The organism is Gemmobacter lutimaris, from assembly GCF_003570715.1.
Lineage (GTDB): Bacteria > Pseudomonadota > Alphaproteobacteria > Rhodobacterales > Rhodobacteraceae > Gemmobacter > Gemmobacter lutimaris.
The window spans coordinates 150,112-173,108 of the sequence record NZ_QXXQ01000006.1; the positions used below are offsets into that span (position 1 = coordinate 150,112).

The following is a 22,997-nucleotide window of genomic DNA, read 5'->3' on the forward strand; positions in this document are numbered from 1 at the left end:
AATGGGGTTGATGTCGATCTTTCGCGGCAGCATGCAGGCCGATGCGCCGCAGGCTCCAGACCGCGATGCCAGCGATGACAGGTGGTTTCAGCCGATCGGCCTGCCAACGCGGTCAGGCCAAACCGTATCCACAATCACGGCGCGTCGCGTTCCTGTGGTGCGCGACTGCCTTGCTGTTCTGTCGCAAAGCGTGGCTGCGCTGACCTTCGGTGTTTTCGAACGGAATGACGATGATACGCGCAAGCGCCTGCGCGACCATCCGGTCGCCCGGCTGATGCGTGATCCAAACCCGCGCGATTCATCGTTCGAATTTCTTGCGACGATGATCGATGATCTGGCGGCGGAGGGCGAGTTCCTTGCAGAGCGGGTTGCGCCATACACCAGCCTTGAGCAGCTCTGGCGCATCCGTCCCGGCGATTACATCATCGAAAAGATGAGTGACCGCAGTCGTCGGTTCCGTATTCGCGAGCCGGGCATGCCCGAACGGGTGCTGCTTGAAGATGAAGTCTGGTATATCCCGCTTCCGCCCGTCCTGGACGGGCTGCGAGGCAGATCTCCGATCCTGACCGATGGCCGCGAACAGATCGGCGCCGCCATGGCCTTGCAGGCCTATGCCAACAGTTTCTTCGGCAATGATGCGACGCCCTCGCTGATCTTCACCCACAAGGGCAATTTCGCGGATCAGGCGTCGAAGGCGAGCTTCCTTTCCGCCTGGACAAAATGGTTTTCCGGTCGCAACCGGCATCGCCCGGCGGTTCTGGAATACGGGATGGATGTCAAGCAACTGGCAATCACCCCGGAGCAGGCCCAGTTTCTGGAAACCCGGCAGGAACTGAACGTGGACATTGCGCGGCTCTGGCGGATGCCGCCGCACAAGGTCGGTATCCTCGACAAGGCGACTTTCTCGAATATCGAGCACCAAGGGCTTGAATTCGTGACAGACACGCTGGCGCCATGGCTGACCCTGATCGAGCGCAGCATCGCCAAACACTTCCTTGCCGGCGAGGATGGTGTGTACTTCGAGTTCAATGTGGCGAGCCTTCTGCGCGGCGATATCAAGAGCCGTTACGAATCCTATGCCGTCGCACGGCAGTGGGGATGGTTGTCGGTCAACGAGATCCGGCGCCTCGAAAACCAGAATGGCATCGGCCCCGCCGGGGATCGGTACATCGAACCCTTGAACATGACGCCTGTGGGTGTGCCGCCGGACCAAAGCCGGGGCGCCGAAAAGGCCATCGCATTCCTGCGCGAAAGCGTTGCGGCCAATGGTGGCCGCCCCAGACTGAAGGTGATCCGCAATGCCGCATGAAATCGAACGCATCCTGCGCGCCGCAGGGCGTGGCGTCTGGCTGATCGATGCAGCCAAGGCTGATGAGATTCTGGCGCTGATCGAGATGAGGCTTGCCGGACCAAGGTCAGACACCGCCTTTCCCGACCGGGAACAGTCTGCCATGACAGAGGATATGCGCGCGGGACCGAAACTCGTCCGGGTGATCCGCCTGCATGGCACGATCATGCCGCGTGGCAATATGCTTTCCGATATGTCCGGTGCGGTTTCGCTGGAACGGTTCGGGCAGGTGTTTCGTCAGGCGGCCAATGATCCGCAGACCGGGGCAATTGTTCTGGATATTGACAGTCCGGGTGGCAATGTCGCGCTGGTGCCTGAAACAGTTGCGATGATCCGCGCGGCGCGGCGCGATGATCGCCCCATCGTGGCCGTTGCCAATACCACCTGCGCTTCTGCGGCCTACTGGATTGCCTGCGCCACGGATGAGCTGGTGGCGACCACCTCGGCCACGGTCGGTTCCGTGGGTGTCTACATGATGCATCAGGACATGAGCGAACGGGCCAAGATGGAAGGCGTCAAGGTCACCTATCTCTCGCAGGGGCCGCGCAAGGTTGAAGGCAACCCGTTCGAACCGTTGGACGAGGTTGCGAAAGGTGCTTTCCTCGCCGAGGTGCGGGAAACCTATAATGCATTCACCAGCGATGTCGCCAAGGCGCGGGGCGTTGCGGTTTCTGTTGTGCGGGCTGATCCCGAAACCGATGCACAGCATTTTGGCGGTGGCAGAAGCTATGGTGCGGCGGCTGCAAAGCGGCTGGGCATGATCGACCGCATTGCCACGCTGGATGAGACTATCGCACGGCTGGCCAAGGGGGGCCGCTCAGGCGGGTCACGCGGCCGGGCGTCGATCGAGCGCGAGCGTCTCGGCCTCATCTGATCAGATCACAGACCATTCGGTCGCCCAACCCATTCGCGCCGGGCGGATGGGGTCGGCAGAGTTGTCACCCGGCTATGGAGAGAGCCAATGAAGAAACTGGCTGAACTGCGGGCGAAGCTGGCCGATCTGAAGAAACAGGCGCTGGCAATGCTCGACAAGGCGGACGCGGCCGGCGGTTTCGACCAGGCGGCGCAGGATGCCTATGACGCCAAGAAGGCCGAGATCGAGGCGACGCAGGCCGATATCGCCGCGGCCGAGCGGTTGCTGGAAGAGCGCCGCGCCATGGACGCCCTGCCGGCTGCGGGTGAAAACACCGTGCACGATACCGATCCGGCCAAGACCCATGGCTTCAAGGATATCGCCGAATTCGCATCCTGCGTTCGTCAGGCCAGCCGTCCGGGTGGTCAGCCGGATGCGCGGCTCTTCGGGGCCCCGACAGACGTGCATATCGGCGGTGCGCCTTCGGGGGAAGGCTATGAGGTTCCGCCCGAATACCGCAATTCCATCTTCGAAGTGGTGAACAAGCTGGACGAGTTCGGGCCGCTGGTGGACGAAGAGCCCACGGCGAAACGCGAGGTCAAGGGGCTCGCCGATGAAACCACGCCGTGGGGGGCGACCGGCGTTCAGGCGCGTTGGCGTGGCGAGGGCACCAAGATGGAGCCTTCCAAGCTGGTGACGGAGCCGCGCACGACGGTCCTTCACGAACTCTATGCTTTCGTGCTGGCGACCGAAGAGCTGCTGGAAGATGCGCCGCGGCTTGCCTCCCGGATTACCAACAAGGCCGGGCAGGCGATTGCCTGGAAGAAGAACAGTGCCATGGTCTATGGGACTGGCGTGGGTCAGCCTCTGGGCTGGATGAACAGCAAGGCTCTGGTGACCATTCCGAAGGAAAGCGGTCAGGTGGCCGATACGATCGTGCCCGAGAATATCATCAAGATGTTCTCGCGCTTGCTGACCGTGCCGGGCGATGCGCCTTTCTGGATCACCAATTCCGATTGCCTGCCGTCGCTGATGACGATGACCATCGGTGACCGTCCGATCTGGATGCCGCCCAACGGCCTTGTGGACGCCCCCGGCGGGTTCATTCTCGGCCGGCCGGTCAAGCTGTCCGAACATGCAAAGACCGTTGGCGACAAGGGCGATATCCAGCTTGTTTCGCCGAAGGGCTATTACGCGGCCCGCCGCGAGAATGGCCCGAAGTTCGCGCAGTCGATGCACCTCTACTTTGACTATGCGATCGAGGCGTTCCGCTGGACCTTCCGCTTTGGCGGCCAGCCCCATCTGTCGAATCCGGTTTCCCCGGCCAACGGGTCGGCGACGAAATCGCATTTCATCGCCGTCGAAAACCGGGCCTGACCTTTTTCAAGGCCAAACACCGGGGCTAACCCGCCCCGGTTTTCCCTTTCTTCTGTCTGGAGATCACAGATGACGCAGAAAACCGTTTCGCTCGCCATGGCTGCCGCAGCTCTGGCCTGTATCGACCCCGATGCCTATGCGGCAAGCACTGTCACCACCGGCTGGGTGAGCGCCGACAATTTTCAGGACTTCATGGGTGTGGTGCTTGCGGGCGATCTGGGCACCAATGCCACGCTCGACGCGAAAATCGAGCAAGCGACCAGTGCGGCCGGGGCAGGTGCCAAGGATATCACCGGCGCGGCGATCACGCAGCTCACGCAGGCCGGTGGCGATTCCAACAAACAGGCAATCATCGCCTTTTCGAGCTCGGATCTGGACGCCAATGGCGGCTACACCCATTTCCGGCTTTCGATGACCGTGGGCACCGCCACCTCGGATGCTGCCGCCCTCGTCCTGGGCGCGACGCCCCGTTTCGGGCCTGCCTCCGGCGATGATGCGAGCACCGTCGATGAGATTGTGACGGTCTGACCCCATGCGGATGCTTACCGTATCACCGCCGGCCAGTGAGCCGCTGACGCTTGACGAAGCAAAGGCGGTGGTGCGGCAAGATTTCTCGATCGAGGATGGCTTGCTGTCCTCGATCATCAGCTCTGCCCGTGCGCGCGTGGAAACCTTTACGCGCCGTCGGCTGATCTCGCAGCAGGTGCAACTGCGGCTTGATGGCCTGCCAGCATCCATCACCATCCCCTGCGATCCGATTATTTCGCTCGGGGCGGTGACTTATCTCGACCCAGATGGTGTCACGCAGGAAATGCCGGATATCGGTTTGCGCCTTGTCGAGTCGTCCCTGCCTGCGCGGCTTGTCTGGGATCGCAATTCCAGCTTGCCCGACATTATGGCGGGGCAGGACACAGTGCGCATCACCCTGACCGTCGGCTATGGTGCTGATGCCTCCGCCATTCCGTCCGATCTGCTGGCTGCTGTGCGCTTGCTGGTTGCGCATTACTTCGTCAACCGCAGTGCTGTGATCGAAGGGGGCGCGACGGAAATTCCACTTGGGGTGCAGGATCTGTTGCTGCCCCATGTTTTGTGGGTGTGATCGTGCAGAAGATACCCCTTCTCGATACCCGCACGGCCTTCGACGAACCAACCGGGGTCACCACCGCAACAGGTGGTCAGATCACCGCCTGGGCCGAACGGATCAGCGGTATCTGGGCAGGGTTCCGATATCTGCGCGGTGGGGAGGTGGTTCTTGCCGCGCGTCTGTCCGGCAAACAGCCGGCAGTGGTAACGGTGCGGTTGGCACCTGAAACACTTGCGATCAAGCCGCATTGGCGTTTGCGAAATCTTCGCGACGGGCTGGTCTATGAGATCAAGGCCATCGTCCCGACCGCAGACCGTGCATTTCTGGAAATCACCTGTGAGGCCACGAAATGAGCGTTTCAGAGGGGTTACAAGCTGTTCTGCGAGACCGCCTTGTTTCCGACACCGCTGTCAGCAGCTTTGTCGGAGAGCGTGTTCTGGACGAGCCGAAAGCGCCGGTGACATTTCCTTATATCACCTTCGGGCCCAGCGATGTGACCCCGGACGATGCGGATTGCATCGCGGCACGGATCGAGACCCAGCAGATCGATGTCTGGTCGAATGCGGATGACGGCAAGGCCGAAGCCAAGCGCATATGCGATGCGGTTCGCAAGGCGCTGCATGGGTTCTCGGCCGAGATGAGCGATGGGGCTTTGGTCGAATCCTATGTGACGCTGGTTCGGGTCATGGGCGACCCGGAGGAAGGTATCAGCCATGGCGTGCTGACCGTCGAATGCACGGTTGAGGAATAGGTGGCCGCCGTTTCCCCCGCCTTTCGGCGCCGGCTTCAGAACGTGGTGCCGCAGGTCTCAGCGGCTGTGCGTCCGGTCCTGATCAAATCGGCCGATGAACTGGTCGCGCTGATGAAACGGCTCTGCCCGGTCGAGGATGGGGATCTGCGCGACAGTATCGGCTGGGCCTGGGGCGATGCTCCGCGTGGTGCCGTCGTGATCGACAAGTTGTCCGGGCGCGGCCGCGGCCGGGATCGCATCGTGATCTATGCCGGGAATGCCAAGGCCTATTACGCCCGCTGGGTCGAATTCGGCACCCGTAAATCCAAGGCGCACCCGTTCTTTTTTCCCGCGTATCGCGCGCTGAAGCGCCGCATCCGCAGCCGGATTTCCCGCGCGACGCGCAAGGCCCTACGGGAGATCGGCAGTGGATGAACGGTGCAGCGTCCGCGCGATCTTCGTAGGCGAGTTTCACTATTCCAGCCGTCGCCGGAATGCCGGCTGGTCGGCTTATCCATCGCCAGATCCGCAGATGTTTCCGCGCGAATTCATCACCGCCGCGATCAATGCCGGTCGGGCGTTACCCATACCGAAACGGCGCGGCGGCGGCGTGACGGGCATCACAGCCGCCGTGCCGGTGGCAAAATCAGGAGACTGACATGGCAAAGCCTATCACCCAACGGTTCGACCAGATGGTGCTGGAGGTGTCGGATGACGGCACCACCTGGCGCAAGCTCTGCGGTATGGTTGGCGTCACCATCACGCGCAGCACCAATATGGACACGTCCGAAGTGCCGCAGGATTGCGACGACGAAAGCCTGCCGATGGACATCGCCCGCGAGCCGCGGTCGCAGGAGGTCACGGTGTCCGCAACGGGCGTCTGGGCGCAGCAATCGCATGAAGAGGTGCTGGACTGGTGGTATGGCGCCGAATCGAAACAGGTGCGCATCGGCAACCTGAATGCGGCGTCGGGCGACACCGAATATGAAAAGGGCCCGTGCTTTCTGACCAACGTGACCAACCAGCGCACCAAGGGCCAGCGCGTGACCTCGAATATCGAGCTGGCCTTCGATGGCCTGCCGACGCGGACGGTCAAAGCCTGATGGCGGGGGCGGTTGATCTGGTCTGGCCGGGGGGCGAAAACGCCTTCCGGCTGGGCATCGGCGAGCTTCAGGCCTTGCAGACGGCCACGGGCATGGGGCCTGAGCATCTGCTTGGCCTGTTGCAGCTGGGTTCGTGGAAGGTCGAGCAGCTCGAGGCCATTCTGCGCAACGGTCTGATTGGCGGCGGCATGGAAAAGGCCGAGGCCACACGGCTGATCCGCCAGACGTTTTCGCGCGGGTTCGGCGTGGCACTGTTCAAACCTGCCTGCATCCAGATCATGCAGGCCGCACTCTATGGGCCGGAGGATGACCCCGTGGGGGAGTTGTCGGCGGTACCGGAGACGGTGCCGCCCGACTTGAACACGGACGATGGCGCTTCAGCAGCTTCTACCGACTTGGCGCCGTGATGGGCTTTGCGCCTGCCGATGTGCAGGCGATGAGCCTTTGGGAGTTTCAGGCCTGTCAGGATGGCTGGTTGCTGCTGCATGGCGGCAAGAAAGCCTCGGGCGGCGATCTGACCGATGATCAGCTGGCGGAAATGGGGATTGAGGGTTTCTGATGAATGACATGACGCCTGATCTGGCCATGAACATCGGCATCAACATGGCGGCCTTGGCAAAGCAGCTTGCCAAGCTTGAAAAAGACACCGTCGATATGGTCAGGGGGATCGAAAAGAAAGCCCAGATCCGCATCGGCACGAATTCCGCTGCCAAGTCTGCCGAGATTTTCGAGGCCGAGCTTGAGCGTATGCGCAACAAGTTCGACCCGCTCTACGCCGCATCGAAGAGATATGAGACGCAGCTGGAAGAACTGAACCTCGCGCATCGCATGGGCGTGTTGAACGCCAAGCAGTATGAGCTGGCGCTGGAGCGGCTGGGTCAAGAATACCTTGCGGCAGACAGCGCCGCTGGCCGTGCTGGCCGTGGGCAAGCTCAGTTCGGGCGGTTTTCCTCGCAGGCCGGGTTGCAGGTTCAGGATTTCTTCGTGCAGGTCAGCGCTGGCACTTCGGCGGTTCAAGCCTTTTCGCAGCAGGCCCCGCAGTTGCTGGGTCTCTTTGGTGCATGGGGCGCTTGGGCTGGCGCAGCCATCGCAATAGGTCTGCCTGCCATCGCGATGCTCACTAAAATGGGTGACGAAACCAAATCGCTGGCTGACCTGACCGATGAATTGCAACAGGCCACCAGCGCGCATGCAGATGCGGCTGAGGCGGCCAAGGTGTCGATCGAGGATCTGCGCGCGAAATATGGCGATATGGCCGATGAAATCCAGCGGGCGCTGGAGCTTCAGGTGCAGTTGACCGCCGCGCAGGGTGAGGCTGCCCTGCTAAATGCTGCCAGGGGCGGGGGCGCGCTTCTTGGTCGCGGCATCACTCAGACGCGACCGGCCACGCAGTCAGACGAGGAATTTGCCGCTTGGCAAGAGGCGAGGCTGCAAAGGCTAATGAATGTCACTGGTGGAACCCGCGAAGAGGCCGAGCGGCTCCAGCGTGCGCTGCGTATGCTGGAAACCGCCAATGGGCCGGAAGCTGCACATCGTGACGCGATCCGGCTGCGAGATCTTCTGATCGAGATTTCTGGCGGCATCCCGCAGGCAGTGCAAAAGTTCGGAGATGAATTCGCCATTCTTGGCTCGATCATTGCCGAGTCGGAGCGTCAGATCGAACTCGGCATGTCTGATACCGAACGCCGGGGCGTTGAACTGGCCGAGGCCTATGACCGCCGCACCCGTGATCTGGCGCGTCTGGCAACGGATCGTGCCGATGCCGAGAAGCAACTCGCGCTGGCGCGTGAGAAGGGGGATGAGACGGCCATCGCCTCGGCCGAGCGGATGATCGGGACCATCGACGATGAGATCGCGCGCACCCGCGATGTGAAGGCGCGGGTCGAGGATGTCGGGGAAGAGATGAAGCGGGTCCGCGATCTTGCGGGCAAGGCGGCGCTGAACCCGGAATTCGAGGCACAATACACGGCGCTTCAGAAAGAGGTCGAGCGCGCCCGTCGCGAGGGCGAAAAACTGGGCGAGGTCGATCTTTCGCGGCTTGAAACCGCCGTGCGCAAGCTGATGGAAATGGCCGGGCTGATGGCCGATGGCTTTGCGCGGGCGGGCGAAGGCCTGTCGAGCGGTGTGGCGGATGCCTATCGCCAATATGGTGCCTCGCGCCGGGCAGGCGAATGGATGGCTTCCTCGGATGCGATGTCGGCGGCGCGTGCCCTTATCGCCGCGAAGGAAGGCTTCAAGCTCGAAGCATACAAGGACGTGAACCATTATCGGGCAGGCTATGGCTCCGATACCGGCACCCGCGCGGATGGGTCTACTTATTCGATCCAGAAGGGCATGGTGATCAGTGCCGATGATGCGCAGCGCGATCTTGACCGGCGTATCCAGTCCTATTTCGACACGTTGATCGGCCAGATCGGCCAGACCACGTTTGAGGCCCTGTCAGCCGCGCAGAAAGCCGCTCTGGCCTCGCTGCTGCACAATTACGGCGAGGGGGAGCTGAAGGCCGGCGGCGATCTGGGCGGCGTATTGTCGGCGCTGCGCGACGGCAACAGTCAGGGTGTGGCCGATGCCATCGCGGCGCGCGCGTCTGACAATGCCGGGATCAACCGCTCGCGGCGGCTGGAAGAGGCACAGGCCTTCGGTGGCGCTTCGGGCGCGATGGAGGCGCGGCTGTCAGCCGAGCAGAAGGCCCTGCAAGAACAGGTCAAGGCGCGAGAGGATCTGACACGGGCACATGATCGGTTTTCGGAAAGCCTGCTGAAGGGCATTGCCGATGCGGAGTTTGAACGGTCCATTTTGGGCAAGTCGAAGGAGGATCAGGCCCGGCTGCGCGCAGAATATCTGCTGACCGCACAGGCCAAGCGTGACGGCCTCGATCTGAATGCGCGCCTCGCCGGATCTGAGATGACGGTGGCGGAAGCGATTCAGGCGAAAGCGAAGGCGGATGCCGAGGCAGCGTTGGCGGCCGAAAAGCGCCGTATTTCCGAGGAACTGGCGACCCAGCGGCTTCGGCAGGCCGCGCAGGTGCAAAAGCAGTTCGCGGATCAGCTGGTTGACTCCATCGTCGCCGGGCGCGGACTGGACGGCGTGCTGGCAAACCTTGCTGCGACGCTGGCGAAATCGGCGGTGCAGAACCTCTTGTTCGGATCGGTACAGGCCGGGGTGTCCAGCGGCGGTCTGCTGTCAGGTCTGTTCAATGTCATCGGAAAGGTGGCCAGCTTTGAGGGTGGTGGCGAAACGCCGTCCGGTGCGCGGTCTGGCGGTCTGGACGGGCGCGGCGGTTTCCTTGCCATGTTGCACCCGGATGAAACGGTGATTGATCATGTTGCCGGGCGGTCCCGAGTGCCATCTGCGGTGGCCTCGCCTGCGTCGCCTGCGATTTCTGGCGGTGCCGGGCGGCAGGCGGTTTCACTGCAGGTCATCCCGAGCCCATATTTTGACGTAAGGGTCGGGGCGATCTCCAACGGTGTATCAGTCCAGCACCAGCGCGAGGCGCAGCGGGCCATGCCTTATACCATGCGAGAAATGCAGGCGCGGGGCACGGTCTGATGTTGCGCAATATCATCGACGTGCCGTCACTGTTCATGCCGTGGGTGCAGGTGGATTGGCGGCCAGACTGGCGCGGGCAATCGACGATGCAGGCCAATGATGGATCGGAGCAGGTTGTCTACAATCGCCTGCCGCGCTTCATCGGGGCCCCGCAAATTGCCTTGCCGCGTGAAATGGCCGGTCATTGGCGGGCGCTGATCTTGCAGGGGCAGGGGCGGGTCAACGCCTACCGGCTGCGCATGATTGACCCGATGACCTGTCGCCGGCGTCGGGCGGACTGGCGCGAGGATTGGCGGGCCTATCAGGCCGGGCTTTATGTCGAGGTCAGTCCGCAGGTTGAATGCCCGGCCGGTGCCGCTGCGGGCGCGACCTCGATCATCGTTGATGAGACCACGGCACCCCGCCCGATCTCTGTCGGGACATACCTCAGCTATGATGACTGGCCATTTGCAGTGGTATCCCGATCCGGTTCCGGCGCGTCCGTCACATTGGGTGTCACGATGTTGCGCAAGGCGATTCCGGCGGAGGCGCAGATTGATCTGGTGGCGCGGGGCCTCTTTGTCTCGACCTCGGACGCCAATGGCCTGCCGAGTTTCGAGCGCGGCCGCCCGGTGGTCGGGATGGATCTCGAATTCGTGGAATGGATCACCCGATGAGCTTCTTTCCCGTCGGTTTCAACCCGCGCGACCCCTCGGTCGGGCTTCTCGATCTGGTGTCGATCGACACGGTGGATGGGGTATTCCGGTTCATCTTGGGCGGTGACGGGCGCTTTGTGGATGTGGACGGCCACGCATGGATCGGCTGCCAACTGCTTGAGGCGCCGGATTTGCAGGTGTCGCTGAACGGCACGGCCCCGGCGGGCTCGATCTCGCTGACCTATATCCCCGACCCGTCCGACGGCGATCTGGTGGCCGAGCTGCGGGCGCTGGGAACGGAATACATCCTCGACCGCGAGATTGTGTTCTGGGTGCAGCCCATCGGGGCGATGGCCGAGTTTCACGCCCCGGTGCATGCGCCGATCCGCTGGTTGACCCGCAAGGGCGCCAGCGTGGCGTTCGATCTGTCGGGTCCGATGGAGCGGCGGATCACGCTCAATTTCGAGAGCATCGGCGCGGGCCGCAACACCGCGTCGCGGCTGACCAACACCACGAATGATCACGCGGCGCTGATCGGGGAGGCGAATAGCTCCTTGCGCTTCGCCCCGACTGATACCTTTCAGGAACAGAAGCTGTTCGGATGACCCCACTCTATGTCGAGCTGAACCGCTGGCGGAGGCTGACATACCGCTGGGGCGAGGCGGATTGCGTCACGCTCTGCGCCGATTGGTGTGCGCGCTGCGGCTGGCCCGATCCGGCTGCCGATCTGCGCCTGACTTATGAAAGCATGTCCGAATGCCAGCGCGTCACGCGGTTTTTCTCGGACCCGCTGGCGGTGGTGGCGCCGCGCATGGCGGCGGCGGGGCTGGCCCTGACTGCGCAGCCGGTGGCCGGTGACGTGGGTATTGTGCTTCAGATCGCGCCGGGCGTGACGCGGCCCCATGCGGCGCTGTGCCTGGGCGAGACATGGGCGGTGAAAGAGACCTCGGGCGCGGTGACGGCGTTCCGCCCGCAGAAGGTGCTTGCAGCTTGGGGAGTGGGCTATGCGCATCCGTAATCTCGCGCTGGCCGCGCTGCTGTCCACAACCTGTCTGGCGGGGCAAGCCAAGGCCGATCCGGTCACCGCCTTTATCGGCGGGTTTCTGAACGCAGCGGGCTTTGGCACCTATCTGGCGACGGGCGCAGTTGGTGCTTGGAGCGCGGGTTTCACCGCCGGTTCATGGCTCGCGGGCGGATCGCTGTTGTCGCGTGTGGTGCTGTCCGTTGGCCTGTCGGCGCTGTCGCAAGCGTTGATGCCCACGCCCTCGGTCCCGTCGCCCTCCGACCGGCAGGTCAACTGGGCGCAGCCTGTCAGCTACCAAGAGCGCGTCTATGGCCGGGTGCGAAAGGGCGGGCCGTTCTGCTTCTCGGCCGCGAGCCGGGCCGATGTCACCAACCCGGACGGGACCGATGATCGGTTCAAAAGGCATTATGGCATCTTGATCGCTGCGCACAGCACGCGCGGGCCGGTGCAGCACTTTCTTGACAAGCGCCCGGTCGAGTTGGAGGGCGATTTCGTCTCGACCGAACCGATCTGGTATGACGGCAAGGGGCGGTGGGCGTGGCATGGCTCTATCCGCACCTATACCGGCCAGCCGGGGCAGGCGGTCGATCCGATATGGGATGCGGTTTTCCCGGAGGTTACCGCTGCCGATGATTTCAAGGGGCTGAGCTACGCCGCGCTTTACGCCGCCCGGCCACCGAACAACGTGTTTTCGAAGATCTACCCGAGCGGGCGGGAATGGGTTTATGCGCCGGTCTGGGATGGCTGCGATACGGTCTATGACCCGCGCGTGGGCGATGACACGCTGCGCTGGAACTACTGCCTGCGGTCCGAGGATTTCGGGCATGCGGTATGGTCCAAGGCGGCGGTGACGGTCACGACGGATGGGGCTGCCGCGCCGGGTGGCGCGCTGACTGCTGATCTTGTTGTGCCGACGACGGCAAACTCGTCTCACTATGTGCTGCAATCCATCACGCTCGACCCGTCAACCGATCATGTCGTCAGCGTCTATGCCAAGGCCGCCGCGCGGGACCGGCTGCGCATCCAGTGCGGCACGGGCAGCGGGTGGTCGGCGTCCACGCTGGCCGATTTTAACCTGACAGCGGGGACCGCCACCGCGACGGCGGGACTGACGCCGCAAATCGAGGGTGTCGGCGGCGGCTGGTATCGCTGTAGCGTGCGGGCAACGACCAACGCCAGCACCGGCAGCCGGTCCTTCCTGTTGCTGCTGATGTCGCCGACCGGGGCGCAGACCTATGCTGGCGACGGATCGTCGGGGATGCTGCTTTGGGGGGCGCAGGTCGAGGCCGGGGCAGAGGTATCGACCTACAAGCCGACGGAAGGCGCGGCGGTGTCGGCGATCTGGGGCCGGGGCTGGACCGACAATGCCGCCCTGATCATTGCCGATGTGGCCGAGCTCTATGGCTTCGCTGTCGATTGGGATGAGGTCGCGGCCGAGGCGGACATCTGCGACCAACTGGTGACAAACCGCGACGGCGGCACCCAGCGGCGCTGGACGATCAACATGGTGATCGACAGCAGCATGACTTGGGAACAAGTCAGGTCCGAGATGATGAAGGCTTGCGACGCGTTCTTTTATGAACGGCGCGACGGCAAGCTGGGCTTCAAGGTGGGCTATTACAGCGCGCCGACCGTCACGCTGACCGATGCGGATTTCCTGTCCATCTCGATCCGCGACCGGGCGTGGGGCTCGGATGTGATAGGGCAGGTCGCCGTGAAATACGTCGAACCGGCGCTGGATTATCAAGAGGAACTCACCGGCGCGGTGGTGGCCGATGCGCAGGGTGACCGCCACGAAGAACCCTGCGGGGCGATCAACAGCCACAATCAAGCGTGGCGCGTGGGCTATCGCTGGCTGGCGACGGCGCGGCCGCCCTATTCGGTCAGCGGCACCATCGGACCCATCGGATATGAATGCATGGAACAGCGGTTCCTGCGCATCACCCATGCCGAGGCCGGGTTTGATGAAGTGGTCGAGGTGTCGCGGCTGACGCGCAACGGCGGGTCGCACACCTTTTCGCTGGATGTGGTTTCGGTTGATGCGGGCGATTTCGCCCCAGACGCGCTGACGCTGGAGCCTGCCCGCCCGCTGCGCGCGGTGGTGGCCGAGGAAGATGATGTGGCGGCCCCGGCCAGCCTGACGGGCGAGGCGGTCGAGGGCACGGGCGGTGTGGCGCTGATCGAATGGGCGTGGCCGGTGCAGCCCGAGGATCTGCGCCAGCAGCTGCAAATACGGTCGGTCGATGGCGGCGTGCCAGACTGGCAGATCGTGGATGCGGGGGAGGGGCAATCCTCCCTTGTCTCGACCGGGCTTGTCGATGGCGCCACCTATGAGGCGCAGGTGCGCAACCGGACGCCGGGCGGGCGGGTCTCGCCCTGGTATCCTGCCGTGCCGCTGGCGGTGCAGGCGGTGGCGAACAGCGCGGCCCCGGCGGCGCTGGTGGCCTTCGGCGCTGCGGTGTCCGGGTCTGACGCTGTGCTGACCTTCACCGCGCCCAATGACGGGCAATATGCCGCGACGCGGATCTGGCGCGCGGACGGGTCAACAGATTTCGGCGATGCGGTGGCGATCCGCACAGAGTTCGGCGCGCCGAATGCGGCGGACAGCTATACAGACGTGGGGCCCGGTGTCGGGTCGCACAGCTACTGGGCCGAGCCGATCAATGGCAGCGGCATCGCGGGGCCGCGCAGCGGGCCGCAGACGATCACCATCATCTAAGAGGGTCACATGGCAACAACTGTCGCCGGTCCCGTCCGCTTGCCGGACGGGTCGCAGCCCGCGCATGGCCGGGTGCTGTTCACACCGCGCGCGCCGATTGTCGGCTCGCCCGTGGTCACCACCAGCCCGGTCGCGGCCACGATCACGGCAGGCGCGATCAGCATCGACCTGCAAGGCGCGGCCGATGGCAGCCGCTATGCCGTGGCGGTGGAGCATTGGAGCGCGGTCGAGGGCCGCCTGCTGACCACCGATCTGCCCGACATTGTGGTGACGGACAGCGGATCGGTCACGATTGCCGATGCGGTGGCACTGGACGTGCCGGAGGGGCCGCAGGAACACCGGATCAAGCGGGGCGATTCCCTGAGCCTCGGCTGCATCTATGCCGATGCTCTGGGTCGCCCGAAATCCCTGACAGGGATCACCGTCACCTCGGCCTTGGGCGGCCCGGACGGCGTGACGCGGGCGCTGATCGTGACCGTCCTCGATGCGGCAGCCGGGCAGTTCGAGGTGACGCTGGCGCCCGCGCAGACGGCCGCCCTGCCGCTGGGTGCCCATGCCTGGGACATGAAATTCGCGGTTGGCGGTCGGGTCTACCGCACGATCACCGATACCATCCACATTGATCAGGAGGTCACGCCGTGACGGATCGCGTTGTCACTTTTCGCAATGGCACCCTGCCAACCGGCGGTGTGTCGCCCGGAGATCTGGCGGCCGAGGCGGCGGCGCGGGAAGCTGCGGATGATGCTGAAGTTACCGCCCGCGAGGCGGCGGAAAACCTCGGCTCAATCCTGCGGCTGACCGGATCGACCGGCACGGCGCAGGAAGTTACAGCGACGGTCGGCACGGCTCAACTGCACATTGGGATGGAAATCGGCCAACGAATGCAGGCGCGATGGCTGGAGAACAACACCGGACCCGGCGCGAAGCTGATCGTCAGCCGGGACGGTGTCGAGACCGAATGCACCATCAAGCGTCGCAACGGTGCCGACCTCGCCGCCAATGATTTGCTTGGATCTGCTCGCTACGACTTCGTTGTCCACTCTGTGGACCCATACGTTGTGCGGGTCGTGGGCGCTGTGGCGAAGGATGACATCAACGGCCTGCCCGAGGCGCTGGATGATGCGTTTCAGGATGCGGCCGAGGCCATGAACGCCGCGATGGATGCGCAGGACACAGCCGACAGTGCGGTGGCTGCGGCTTCTGCGGCGCAGACGGCGGCGGATGATGCGCAGGCGACTGCGGATGCGGCGTTGCAGGATGCAGCCGAGGCTACCAATGACCTGATCGACCTCGAAGCGTTGCTGGATGACGGTGCAAAGCTGCCTGCGACCAAGCTGCTCGGCATTGTCCGCTCGGGCGAAAACCCTGCGACGGTCCTTGCCGCCTACGGTGCCGTGCAGCCGTATGTCTGGTTTGAGCGGCTTGATGGCAGCTATCGCATCTGGGGTGCGGTTGCTGACGGCGCTCCGGGATCGACGCAATACGGCACGCGCTGGTATGCTCCGCGAGCGGTTCTTTCCGATGATATTGCGGCGCAGATCGCTGCCAGATTGATCGCTGCAAACAACCTGTCCGACCTGGCGGACAAGGCGCTCGCGCGCGAAAATCTCTCTGTCTACAGCAGGGCGTCCGTCGATCTTTTGCTGACTGACAAGGCCAGCGCCACCGCGTTTCAGCAGTTCGTCACGCGGGTTCTGGGGGCGCTCACCGGGCTGGCCTATCGCGTGGTGCCGTATACTGTCAGCCCTTACGACGGGGCGATCAAGATCGCCGCCGACGAAATCAGCTATCCACAACTGTGGGTGACCACGCCTGACGACTTGGCGGCGCTGGTGCCTGGAGACGAAGGGCCGTTTCTTGTCAGCGGTGCAATCCTGACGTTCCCGACGAAAGACGATCCGCTGGGGACCACGCGGACTTACTTTGTTGATATGGCGGCAAGCCCCCGCGTGGTCACGTCCGAGGTGGGGATCGCCGTCAACTACTCGAAAGATCGTCTGATCCTCGGTGTGGCGCACCGCGGCTGGTATGTCGATATGGCGAACCTGCCGGTGACGTGGGCACTGCTGCCGACCGAATCCGACCCTGTGATCATGTTCGACCGGGCGACGCTGCGGACCGAGGCCTTGCAGCTCGCCGTGGCTGCGCTGCCCGTGCCGGATGATGTCGTCGGCGGGCCTGCGTGGGTGACGGCCGCCGCTGGCCCGATCCAGATCGGCGGTCCCATGCGGTCGCAGACTGTGGTCCTGCAAGCTGCCGGGGTGAAGGCCGATTGCAGCCATATGACGGTTGCGAGTGATGCGGTGCTGAATTTCGTGGCAGGCGGCACGGTGTTCGCGGGTCACGGGCGGACCTTTGCGGGGCAGGCCGGGATGCACACCGCAACTGTCCCGGCGGGCGGGCTGGTTCGCGTCACGCGGATCTCGGCCAATGCGACCTTCGGCACCGTGATCGAACCGCTGGGCGGGACCGTGCTGTCTTATGCGGGCGGGGCCGAGCCGGTGCATGATGTGTCGATCGCGCTGGGTGGTCAAAGCCAGTTGTCGCTGGGCTATTATCGCGGCCTTCCGGGTTCATTTGCGCATGCTGTCCGCGACGCGGGCTGGATGGCCACGCCGCTGGATGTTGATGCGCACTGGATCAATGGCGCCACCGGCGGCTCCTCGATGCTGGTCACGCCGAACAACTGGTGGACGGTTGGCAATACCGAAGGGCCCGCGCTGACGGCGTGGAAAGCGGCCGTTACCGCCGCCGATGCGGCTGGGCAGCCGGTGCCGGAATGCGTGATCTGGATGCAGGGCGAGGCCGATGCCTGGGTTGTGCAGCAAGGCACCTATTCCAGCACTGTCTATAAAGACGCGATCAAAAGCGTCTGGTCGGCAATGCGGTCGCATCTGACCAGCCTCGGGGCCAGCGATCCGCAGTTCCTCGTGGTGCAGCTCGGGGCATGGGATTTTGAGGGCGACGACTATCCGACCGGCGCCAGCGCAGTGCGGTGGGCCTATCAGCGGGCCATCGACGAAGTGGCCTATGCGCATTTCGCGGCCGATTCCTACGACATCCCGCGCCCTTGGGGGGATGTGCATCTGGGCGGTATGGGGCATTACCATCTGGCCCATCGTCTCGCGCGCGCTTATGCCAACGTGATCGAGGGGCAGGCCAATAGCCTCGGGCCGCAGATCACCGGGGCGACATGGCGTTCGGCCACTGATTTCCGCGCCGCTGTTGTGGGCCTGCCGTCCGGGCTGCACTTGCCACCGGGCGACATGGGCGACGTGGCATCTGGCCCTTATCCTTGGGGTTTCCAGATCCTGAGCGGGGCCAACATGACGGTCGAAGTGCCGATCATTCGCGGCATCCTCGACCGCGTGTCGCGCACCGTGACGCTGGAAACCAACACAAACCTTTCGGGCTGCCGCGTGGCGTTCCCGGCGGGTTTTGCAACCGACCAGCGCGCCGGCCACCTCATCCGCGACGAACAGGCGCACGGCCGCCTGATGGGCCTGCCGCTGCGCTCGGGCATGTCCGCCGCTCTCATCGCTCCCTGATCATAAGGAGGCCGTAATGGCTGATGCATTCCTCTACAACACGTCGGGCCTCGAAAGCCCGGCGTCCAATGCCGCGGCGATCACGCCCTCGGATAGCGTGGACCTCGCCAATGTCCCTCGCGCGCTTTATGCGCTGACCGACGGCACCGTACGGGTGACGATGCGCGGGGGCGGATCGCCCGTCACCGTCCAGATGATCGCGGGTGTCCCGCTGCCGTTTCGGGTGACGCGCGTCTGGGCCACCGGCACCACCGCCACCGGGATCGTGGGGGTCTGGTGATGCTGGGAGTCGGTTACGGCATTGCCTCGCCCGCGCTCTGGGCCGCGCGGTGGTCTCCCGGCCTTGTCTACGGCCCGTCCGGGCAGGGTGCACTGTTTCGCGCAAACCGTTTTGACACGCTGTTTCAGGACGCGGCAGGCACGATCCCTGTCAACGCACCCGGCCAGCCTGTGGGCCTCATCCGCGACCTGAGCGGGCGCGGCAATCACGCAAGTCAGGCCGTCGCATTGAGCCGACCGATCCTCGCACGGCATCCAGCGAGCGGGTTGCGGCAGTTGCTGAGCAACAGCACTGATCTGACGGCGTGGGGTGGTAGTGCTGGCGTGGCGCTGCATCAGACGCTGGCGTCTGGCGAACTGGTCTACGAGATCAGCGATAACGATTCCGCCGTCAACCACTCGCGCAGTCTGTCGGTTAATCTTACCTCGGGCCAATCATACTGTTTTTCTGCACGGGTCCGGGCCGGGTCCGCCGAAAAGACCCAGATATCATGTCAAACACCTGGATCGTCTGCGGGCGTAGTCGTCACATGGTCTGGTGGCGCACCGTCATCTGTTGTCACTAATGGGCCGCAGACAGGCGCAGTGAGTTGCGATCCAGATCCGGTCAATGCCGGGTATTACATACTGCGTGGTGTATTGAACGCGGCTGTTAGCGGATTGCACACCATGTATCTTTGGCCGTCTGCATACGAGGCCAGTGGTCTAACGACCGGAACCAGCTATTTTAGCTCGCCCCAGATCGAGACCGGGACCGTGCGCACCGGGTATCAGGCGGCCACCTCCACCTATGATGTGTCCGAGGCGGGGTATGGCAGCGTCTGGGGGCTGCGGACGAATGGCATCAATCAATGGCTGGAGATTGCAGCATTTGCATCTGGTTCGGCAGGCAGGACCATTGTCGCGGCGATCAGAAAACGAAGTGATGTGGCGCGTGGGACTGTCATCGAGCACAGGCCGAATTTCTCGCGCCCGGGTGGTATTGGACTGTTCGCGCCAGCAGCGGATGGCGCGGCGTCCTACGGCGTCAATGTTTATCCGGCCTCATCAGGCTCGGCAATATCTAGCGGCTATCCAGCACTAACGGATTGTATCGTAACGGCAGTGGCCCAAAACGGATCGTGCATCATGCGCATCAATGGCGCGCAGGTAGCGTCGGCGACGCTGGCCGGAGGTGACTGGGTGACATTTAACGCGGGCATGACTATCGGCGCGCGGGACGGATCCAGTCTGTTCGGCGATCTGATGATCTACGGTCTGCTCTATATCGACCGACCGCTGGCAGCCGCCGAATATGCCCGCGCTGAACAATACATGGCCCGCCTCGCAGGAGTGACCCTCGCATGATTACCATCACCATCGCATGCCCCGAGGCGCTGATCGCGGACGCCAACCAACTCGCGCGCTGCATCGGCTACGGCCCCGACGACGACCAGACCTATGGCGCGGCATCGTGGCAGGATGCGGGCGGCAACCGTTATGCTGTGGCCTCCGGGCCGGTCGGCGCGGCGTTTCCACAGGCCGCCGCCTCGCTGCTGGCATCCCCGCAATGGGGTGCCGACATGGCCGCCGCCGCACGCGCGCAAGCCGCAATCCGCATCTGGACCGAGGATCAGCCCATCACCGCATCGCCGGACCACATCGCGGTGGTGATCGGTGACGATGCCCGCGCCGCGCTGGCGGGGCTGGGGGTGACGCAGGTGCCGGAGGAGGCAGAGGCGTGACCGTCCAGTTTGACAACAAAATCAGCCTCGGCCACGTCATCAGCATCGTGACCGTGCTGGCCGCCTGCATCATGGGTTACGCCACGCTGTCAGCCCGGCAGGAGCGTCTGTCGCTGGACGTGCTGGCGATGCAGCGTGCGGCCGAGGCGAGGGAGAGTCGCATACGCGCGGTCGAGATCGCACAGGCCAGCCAATCCAGCGACCTGCGCAGCATCCAGATCGGTATCAGCAGGATCGAGGCACAGCTCGAAAAGCTGCAACCGAAACCCTGACCCGCCCGCTGCGCGCGGGCTTTTTCATGGAGCAACATCATGGCAGACGAAAACATCCGGTCCATCCAGACCGGGCTGGCAGGGGTTGGTTATTCGCCGGGCCCCATTGACGGGATCGACGGCCCGCGCACCCGTGCGACGGCTGTGCGCTGGGGGCAGGGCGCCCCGGTTGCCGCGCGGGACGTGGCGCCGGTCACCACCTCGATGATCTACCAAGGCAGCGCGCGGTATCCAGTGCGCGAGGTGATCGTGCATTGCAGCGCGACGCGGCCCGAGTGGATGGATGGCGACGGGATCGACGCGCAGGTGGCCGAGATCCGGCGCTGGCACAAGGCACAGGGCTGGCGTGACATCGGCTATCACTGGGTGCTGGGTCGGTCGGGTGAGCTGCGCGCGGGCCGCCGCGAAACCGAAATTGGTGCGCATGTGATGGGTCGGAATAACGGCACAATCGGCATTTGCCTGATCGGTGGTTTCGGCTCGGCCGAGACGGATCGGCCCGAGGTGCATTTCACCGACCGCCAGCTGGTGCAGTTGCGCAACCAGATCGAGGCCATCTCCATGCGCACTCAGATCACCACAGTTTCCGGGCACAACCAGTATGCCGCCAAGGCATGCCCCGGTTTCCACGTCCCCACCTGGTTCAAAGGAGCCTAATCATGCAGACCGAAATCGCCCGTCTCGCCCGCCATGCCCTGCCGCCTGCGCTGGCCTATGCCGTCGCAAAGGGGTGGATTCCGGCGGACCTGCAACAGCCGATCATCGAGGCCGCGCTTGCCGTGGGCGCCGTGCTTGCAGCGCTTTGGGCCAGCCGCCAGCGCGACAAGGCACGGTGACGGGTTCTTGAAATGAAACGCCCCGCCGATCTTGGGGGGATGGCGGGGCGTTGCGCGCTCTATGAGCAGCGCGGGCAGTTTTGGGGTTGGAAAACATGCAGCGTCGGCGGGGCGAATGACACAGAATGAAGTTCCAATCGAAAAGCATAGCCTGTTGCCTTCGCGGCCGAGCCCGGAGAAGAGGCACCGTTACGAGTGGGTATACGCTTTGCCGACATGCTCAATAATTCGACGGTATAAAGCTGGGTGTCGTGAACGGAGAGATGTCTGAGCGGAATATGTCAGTTTCATATCCGGTTGTTATGGCAGAATAATATCAAATGCGTCGGACAGAGTTCCCGCTGTCGATGATGTGGTGAATCAAGTTTGCAACTTCTTGATGCAGAACCGGATTACCACTTGTTTCCGAGGCGTTTTCATGCGCAGCAGCAGCGTCTTGGAGGATGCCCAAGATCTCCTGTTCAGGCAGAATCCTGCGGTCGTTCAGGGCCAACAAGAGTGACTCGCAGATCGCGAGAGCAGCATGCCCGGCAACGTCTGGATTGTGATCTATCATTTTTCGACTTTCTGTGCAGTTTCTGCCATGCTGGAAAAACATGCAGCCAACCTATGGAAATGTGGCAGGAAATAGCATGAGCGCGCTGACGCAGATCAGCATGTTGCCCTTCTTTTTCTGAACAAAATCGGTTGTGAGCAGACAACTGCCGCGTAGCTCGAAGGAATGTCCATGACGGAGCGACCTGCCACCCCAAGTTCCCAAGACAACCCGTTGGTAAGAAAGCTATCTGCCTTTGTTCGGCTCTCACCGAATGATGTTGAGGTCGTGGCGGGCATGTTCCGCCGGCGGCGCAACTTTGCCATGGGTGTCGAGCTCATCCACCAAGGACAGGTGGGGCAGTCGGCCTTTGTATTGGCTTCAGGCTGGGCCTGCTCCTACAAACTGCTGAGCGGAGGCACGCGACAAATTGTTGATTTTCAGGTGCCGGGAGATTTTCTTGGCTTACGATCTGTGCTGTTTCGTACATCAGATCATAATGTGGAGGCAGTAACGACTATTCAGGCATCAGAGGTTACACAACGTGATCTATTGGCTGCATTTACCGAAACACCACGTCTGGCCACTGCTGTTCTATGGGCGGCGTCTCGGGATGAAGCAATGGTCGTGGAGCACCTTGTTAATCTGGGGCGACGGTCTGCATCCGAACGGATGGCGCACTTCCTGCTGGAACTGGGCGCGCGGCTGAGGTTGGTTGGAATGGGAAACAGCACAGGGTTTGCCTGTCCGCTTTCACAGTATCTCTTGGCCGACGCTCTTGGATTGAGCGCGGTTCATGTGAACCGCGTCTTGCGGGAATTGCGCGAGGATGGATTGGTTACATTCCGTCGGGGGCGCGTGGAGTTCAGAAATTATGATGCTTTGGTGGATTTTGCTAGCTTTGACCGGGCGTATCTTGATCATGATGGGCCATTGCTGAGTTAAAGGATTTTGGAAATAGGAAGGTGAAATTTGAAATGGCAGGAACGAGTACCGGGTCAATGTGAAGTTCCATCTTTGCAGCCCGGAGGTTTCGTCATCGCTCAGTTCATATCCTAATCTGTGTTAAGGTAGACTTCTGATGTGACCTTGAGGCAGTCCACATCGAGAGGTGGAAAGTGAGAGATGGCTTTATATTATTCAATTGGGGTTACACAGTGCTTTGATCGCCCCCGATCAATTCGCCCCGTCAGGCTCGTGCAAGAGAAACGCAATGTCTCTTAAAGCTCGTCGAGCCAGACTTTGATTGCTGCTGTTTTGCCCGTCGAGGGTTAGAAGATATCGTTCCACCACATAACGCAAGCGACCTGCCGCATCTGGCCACCTCCGCGCAGGCCCTTGTAGCAGGAGGGCATCTGCGGTCTTCAAGTGTAGACGAGAA

Annotated in this window: 27 protein-coding genes; 26 read left to right on the forward strand and 1 reads right to left on the reverse strand. The window is 63.1% G+C overall.

Translation table 11 applies throughout. The annotated features are described in order from the left end of the window. Positions 1–10: 10 nt before the first annotated feature. The 25 genes from D2N39_RS12620 (at position 11) to D2N39_RS22915 (ending at position 21,081) form a co-directional block, all read left to right on the forward strand. Positions 11–1,309: a phage portal protein gene (locus D2N39_RS12620; protein WP_158589825.1), complete on the forward strand. Its 1,299-nt coding sequence runs from the start codon at positions 11–13 to the stop codon at positions 1,307–1,309. Further along, the gene (locus tag D2N39_RS12625; RefSeq protein WP_119135146.1) at positions 1,299–2,222 is read left to right on the forward strand and encodes a S49 family peptidase; all 924 of its coding nucleotides are present in this window, start codon (positions 1,299–1,301) and stop codon (positions 2,220–2,222) included. The genes D2N39_RS12620 and D2N39_RS12625 overlap by 11 nt, the downstream gene beginning before the upstream one ends. 87 nt (positions 2,223–2,309) lie before the next feature. Beyond that, positions 2,310–3,578, forward strand: coding sequence for a phage major capsid protein (locus tag D2N39_RS12630; RefSeq protein ID WP_119135147.1), 1,269 nt, complete (start codon positions 2,310–2,312; stop codon positions 3,576–3,578). Between the two features lie 69 nt (positions 3,579–3,647). Then, complete coding sequence (locus tag D2N39_RS12635) at positions 3,648–4,106, forward strand: hypothetical protein (RefSeq protein WP_119135148.1); 459 nt, start codon at positions 3,648–3,650, stop codon at positions 4,104–4,106. A gap of 4 nt (positions 4,107–4,110) precedes the next feature. Then, complete coding sequence (locus D2N39_RS12640) at positions 4,111–4,677, forward strand: head-tail connector protein (protein WP_119135149.1); 567 nt, start codon at positions 4,111–4,113, stop codon at positions 4,675–4,677. Then, on the forward strand, positions 4,674–5,015 hold the full coding sequence (locus D2N39_RS12645) for a head-tail adaptor protein (RefSeq protein ID WP_158589826.1): 342 nt from the start codon (positions 4,674–4,676) through the stop codon (positions 5,013–5,015). Before D2N39_RS12640 ends, D2N39_RS12645 begins: the two co-directional genes overlap by 4 nt. Next, a complete protein-coding gene (locus tag D2N39_RS12650; protein WP_119135151.1) occupies positions 5,012–5,413 on the forward strand; it encodes a DUF3168 domain-containing protein in 402 nt (133 codons plus the stop codon). The genes D2N39_RS12645 and D2N39_RS12650 overlap by 4 nt, the downstream gene beginning before the upstream one ends. After that, the gene (locus tag D2N39_RS12655; protein ID WP_119135152.1) at positions 5,414–5,827 is read left to right on the forward strand and encodes an HK97-gp10 family putative phage morphogenesis protein; all 414 of its coding nucleotides are present in this window, start codon (positions 5,414–5,416) and stop codon (positions 5,825–5,827) included. Further along, the gene (locus D2N39_RS12660) at positions 5,820–6,050 is read left to right on the forward strand and encodes a hypothetical protein (RefSeq protein WP_119135153.1); all 231 of its coding nucleotides are present in this window, start codon (positions 5,820–5,822) and stop codon (positions 6,048–6,050) included. Before D2N39_RS12655 ends, D2N39_RS12660 begins: the two co-directional genes overlap by 8 nt. A gap of 1 nt (position 6,051) precedes the next feature. Continuing rightward, on the forward strand, positions 6,052–6,495 hold the full coding sequence (locus D2N39_RS12665; RefSeq protein ID WP_119135154.1) for a phage tail tube protein: 444 nt from the start codon (positions 6,052–6,054) through the stop codon (positions 6,493–6,495). Then, on the forward strand, positions 6,495–6,902 hold the full coding sequence (locus tag D2N39_RS12670; protein WP_119135155.1) for a gene transfer agent family protein: 408 nt from the start codon (positions 6,495–6,497) through the stop codon (positions 6,900–6,902). Before D2N39_RS12665 ends, D2N39_RS12670 begins: the two co-directional genes overlap by 1 nt. Then, positions 6,902–7,054: a hypothetical protein gene (locus tag D2N39_RS22910; protein ID WP_158589827.1), complete on the forward strand. Its 153-nt coding sequence runs from the start codon at positions 6,902–6,904 to the stop codon at positions 7,052–7,054. The genes D2N39_RS12670 and D2N39_RS22910 overlap by 1 nt, the downstream gene beginning before the upstream one ends. Continuing rightward, entirely contained in the window at positions 7,054–10,044 is a 2,991-nt protein-coding gene (locus D2N39_RS12675; protein ID WP_119135156.1) for a glycoside hydrolase family protein, read from the forward strand. Before D2N39_RS22910 ends, D2N39_RS12675 begins: the two co-directional genes overlap by 1 nt. Further along, the gene (locus D2N39_RS12680; protein WP_233557131.1) at positions 10,044–10,700 is read left to right on the forward strand and encodes a hypothetical protein; all 657 of its coding nucleotides are present in this window, start codon (positions 10,044–10,046) and stop codon (positions 10,698–10,700) included. Before D2N39_RS12675 ends, D2N39_RS12680 begins: the two co-directional genes overlap by 1 nt. Then, positions 10,697–11,284, forward strand: a complete 588-nt coding sequence (locus D2N39_RS12685; protein ID WP_233557132.1) for a hypothetical protein — start codon at positions 10,697–10,699, stop codon at positions 11,282–11,284. Before D2N39_RS12680 ends, D2N39_RS12685 begins: the two co-directional genes overlap by 4 nt. Further along, a complete protein-coding gene (locus D2N39_RS12690) occupies positions 11,281–11,697 on the forward strand; it encodes a DUF6950 family protein (protein ID WP_119135158.1) in 417 nt (138 codons plus the stop codon). The genes D2N39_RS12685 and D2N39_RS12690 overlap by 4 nt, the downstream gene beginning before the upstream one ends. After that, positions 11,684–14,422, forward strand: coding sequence for a phage head spike fiber domain-containing protein (locus D2N39_RS23115; RefSeq protein WP_199725247.1), 2,739 nt, complete (start codon positions 11,684–11,686; stop codon positions 14,420–14,422). Before D2N39_RS12690 ends, D2N39_RS23115 begins: the two co-directional genes overlap by 14 nt. 9 nt (positions 14,423–14,431) lie before the next feature. Then, complete coding sequence (locus D2N39_RS12705; RefSeq protein ID WP_119135159.1) at positions 14,432–15,064, forward strand: hypothetical protein; 633 nt, start codon at positions 14,432–14,434, stop codon at positions 15,062–15,064. After that, entirely contained in the window at positions 15,061–17,970 is a 2,910-nt protein-coding gene (locus D2N39_RS12710; RefSeq protein WP_119135160.1) for a sialate O-acetylesterase, read from the forward strand. The genes D2N39_RS12705 and D2N39_RS12710 overlap by 4 nt, the downstream gene beginning before the upstream one ends. Positions 17,971–17,986: 16 nt before the next feature. Further along, positions 17,987–18,250 carry a spike base protein, RCAP_Rcc01079 family gene (locus tag D2N39_RS12715; RefSeq protein ID WP_119135161.1) on the forward strand — a complete coding sequence of 88 codons (264 nt, stop codon included), beginning with the start codon at positions 17,987–17,989 and terminating at the stop codon, positions 18,248–18,250. After that, positions 18,250–19,596, forward strand: coding sequence for a hypothetical protein (locus D2N39_RS22690; protein ID WP_147373484.1), 1,347 nt, complete (start codon positions 18,250–18,252; stop codon positions 19,594–19,596). The genes D2N39_RS12715 and D2N39_RS22690 overlap by 1 nt, the downstream gene beginning before the upstream one ends. Continuing rightward, positions 19,593–19,973, forward strand: coding sequence for a hypothetical protein (locus tag D2N39_RS12725; protein WP_119135163.1), 381 nt, complete (start codon positions 19,593–19,595; stop codon positions 19,971–19,973). Before D2N39_RS22690 ends, D2N39_RS12725 begins: the two co-directional genes overlap by 4 nt. After that, positions 19,970–20,245, forward strand: coding sequence for a hypothetical protein (locus tag D2N39_RS12730; RefSeq protein WP_119135164.1), 276 nt, complete (start codon positions 19,970–19,972; stop codon positions 20,243–20,245). The genes D2N39_RS12725 and D2N39_RS12730 overlap by 4 nt, the downstream gene beginning before the upstream one ends. 39 nt (positions 20,246–20,284) lie before the next feature. Continuing rightward, a complete protein-coding gene (locus D2N39_RS12735) occupies positions 20,285–20,902 on the forward strand; it encodes a peptidoglycan recognition protein family protein (RefSeq protein WP_119135165.1) in 618 nt (205 codons plus the stop codon). A gap of 2 nt (positions 20,903–20,904) precedes the next feature. Then, entirely contained in the window at positions 20,905–21,081 is a 177-nt protein-coding gene (locus tag D2N39_RS22915) for a Pam3-gp28 family putative phage holin (protein ID WP_158589828.1), read from the forward strand. Between the two features lie 316 nt (positions 21,082–21,397). Here D2N39_RS22915 and D2N39_RS12740 read toward each other — a convergent pair whose 3' ends face one another. Then, entirely contained in the window at positions 21,398–21,637 is a 240-nt protein-coding gene (locus D2N39_RS12740; RefSeq protein ID WP_407645572.1) for a hypothetical protein, read from the reverse strand. Between the two features lie 171 nt (positions 21,638–21,808). On the opposite strand from D2N39_RS12740, the gene D2N39_RS12745 reads away from it, so the two are divergent. Continuing rightward, positions 21,809–22,561 carry a Crp/Fnr family transcriptional regulator gene (locus D2N39_RS12745; RefSeq protein WP_119135166.1) on the forward strand — a complete coding sequence of 251 codons (753 nt, stop codon included), beginning with the start codon at positions 21,809–21,811 and terminating at the stop codon, positions 22,559–22,561. The last annotated feature ends 436 nt before the right edge of the window (positions 22,562–22,997 follow it).